Genomic DNA, 2,203 nt, shown 5'->3' on the forward strand with positions numbered 1-2,203 from the left:
CCGGAAGAAGCCCTCGACTGCGCAGGCGGCCTCTACCTCAGCGGACTGGATATCTGATCAACACCCCTCCACGAACTTCCGCGGAGCAGCACTAGTGGCGGGCTCGGTGGCGTAGCGGCTCATCGTGCGCAGGCCGGCCTCGGAGGTCGGCGGCCCGCCGTCGGCGGCCATGTCCCGCAGGTCCCGGAAGTACTGCAGGTACAGGTCGGGGGTGAACACGCTGAGCATGACGGCGCTGTGGTCGCTCACGTTGGCGAAGGTGTGCGGGGCGCCGGGCGGGACCATCACGAACGTGCCCGCGCCCGCGTCGTGGTGCTGGTCCCCGACGGTGAAGCGCACCGTGCCGGAGATGATGTAGAAGCCCTCGTCGTGGCGGGCGTGGCGGTGCTGCGGCGGTCCGGGGGTGTGCGGGGCGAGGAGGGACTCGGTCATCGCCAGGCGGTGCCCGGTGTGGCTGCCGTCCTCCAGGACGCGCATGCGCGTGGTGCCCATGACGATCGTCTCGCCCTCGCCGGGGGCGACCACCGATACGGTGGGGCCGGCCTGCGGTTCACTGGTCTTCGCTGTGTCGGTCATGTTCCGAGTGCACCGCCGGGGCACCGCGGGTGTCCAAGACCCGTTCCGCCATGCCGATACCCGGGGGGTATCGTCGCAGCGTGGAGCTACGTACCCTGCGCTACTTCGTGGCGGTCGCCGAGGAACTCCACTTCGGCCGGGCCGCCACCCGCCTGCACATGAGCCAGCCGCCGCTGAGCCGGGCGATCAAGCAGCTGGAGAAGGAGAGCGGCGCCCTGCTGTTCGCCCGCTCCCCCGCCGGCGTCACCCTCACCCCGGCGGGAACCGTGCTGCTCGACGAGGCGCGGGCCCTGCTCGACCGGGCCGAGCGCCTGCGCGCGCGCGTGGCCGCGGCGGCCGGCGCCGCGACCCTGACCGTCGGCATCCTGGGCGACGGCACCGACCCCGGCATCACCAGGCTGGCGGCCGCCTTCCGCCGCAGCCACCCCGGCGTCGAGATCCGCGTGCGCGACACCGACCTGACCGACCCGACCTGCGGACTGCGCGCCGCACTGGTCGACGTCGCCCTGACCCGCGCGCCGTTCGACGACACCGCCCTGGCGGTGCGCGTGCTGCGCACCGACCCGGTCGGCGCGGTCCTGCGCGCCGACGACCCGCTGGCCCGGCGCGGCCGCCTGGAACTGGCCGACCTGGCCGGGCGCCGCTGGTTCCAGTTCCCCCCGGGAACCGACCCCCGGTGGCAGTCGTACTGGAACGGCGGCACCCCGCGCGAGGGCCCCGTGGTGCGCGGCGTCCAGGAATGCCTGCAGGCCGTGCTCTGGAACAGCACGGTCGGCCTGGCCCCGCTCGGACACGACCTGCCCGAGAACCTCACCACCGTCCCGCTGGCCGACATGGCGCCCAGCCCGGTGGTCGCGGTGTGGAACGACGGCGACACCAACCCGCTGGTCCGCTCGTTCACCGAGATCGCGACGGCCGCGTACCGCCAGGTGTGACAGGTGTGAGAGGAGGCCGCCCTGCGAGAGGGTGGCGTCCGTCGAAAAAAAGTGGTCCCGGATCCGCCCGCCGTGTCGATCCGCGGCCACGCCGTTCGACCTGGGATGGAGAGGGCCGGAAAACGGCCCCCGAACAAGGAGAGCGACGATGTCGAAGTACATGCTGATCATGCGGGGCACGGACGAGAGCGTCGCGAAGATGATGGAGACGCCCTTCGAGGAGATGCTCGAAACGGTGGGCCGCTTCAACGAGGAACTGATCCGGGCGGGCGTGCTCGTCGCCGCCGAGGGACTGGACGACCCCTCCCAGGGCGTGGTGGTCGACTTCAGCGGACAGAGCCCGGTGGTCACCGACGGCCCCTACGGCGAGACGAAGGAACTGTTCGGCGGCTTCTACGTGATCGACGTCGCCTCGAAGGAGGAGGCCGTCGAGTGGGCCAAGCGGCTCCCGGCCGTCACCGGCTCGAAGGTCGAGATCCGCCGCGTGCCGGGCATCGAGGAGTTCCCGCAGGACAACGAGTGGATCGCCAAGGAGCGGGCGTGGCGCGAGCGGACCGGCCAGCACTGATGCCCACCACCCCCGACGGCCCGCCGAGCACCGCATCGGGCCGGCGGGCCGCCGAGTCCCTCTGGCGGTTCGAGTCCGCCCGGTTCGTCGGGGGACGGGGCCGCGCCACCGGGGGGTTGGCGCT

The 2,203-nt window shown here is 72.4% G+C and carries 3 protein-coding genes; 2 read left to right on the plus strand and 1 reads right to left on the minus strand.

Going from position 1 to position 2,203, the window contains the following annotated elements:
* Positions 1 to 57: 57 nt before the first annotated feature.
* Entirely contained in the window at positions 58 to 576 is a 519-nt protein-coding gene (locus ACFV61_RS35620; RefSeq protein ID WP_380496301.1) for a cupin domain-containing protein, read from the minus strand.
* 50 nt (positions 577 to 626) lie between these two features.
* On the opposite strand from ACFV61_RS35620, the gene ACFV61_RS35625 reads away from it, so the two are divergent.
* Both ACFV61_RS35625 and ACFV61_RS35630 read left to right on the plus strand, forming a co-directional pair.
* The gene (locus ACFV61_RS35625) at positions 627 to 1,511 is read left to right on the plus strand and encodes a LysR family transcriptional regulator (RefSeq protein WP_380496303.1); all 885 of its coding nucleotides are present in this window, start codon (positions 627 to 629) and stop codon (positions 1,509 to 1,511) included.
* 148 nt (positions 1,512 to 1,659) lie between these two features.
* Entirely contained in the window at positions 1,660 to 2,079 is a 420-nt protein-coding gene (locus tag ACFV61_RS35630; RefSeq protein WP_380426146.1) for a YciI family protein, read from the plus strand.
* The last annotated feature ends 124 nt before the right edge of the window (positions 2,080 to 2,203 follow it).

Source organism: Kitasatospora sp. NPDC059817, from assembly GCF_042731835.1.
GTDB lineage: Bacteria > Actinomycetota > Actinomycetes > Streptomycetales > Streptomycetaceae > Kitasatospora.

Coding starts and splice junctions, on each gene's coding strand:
- ACFV61_RS35620 (WP_380496301.1), bottom strand. CDS start 576: ATGACCGACACAGCGAAGACCAGTGAACCGCAGGCCGGCCCCACCGTA.
- ACFV61_RS35625 (WP_380496303.1), top strand. CDS start 627: ATGCCGATACCCGGGGGGTATCGTCGCAGCGTGGAGCTACGTACCCTG.
- ACFV61_RS35630 (WP_380426146.1), top strand. CDS start 1,660: ATGTCGAAGTACATGCTGATCATGCGGGGCACGGACGAGAGCGTCGCG.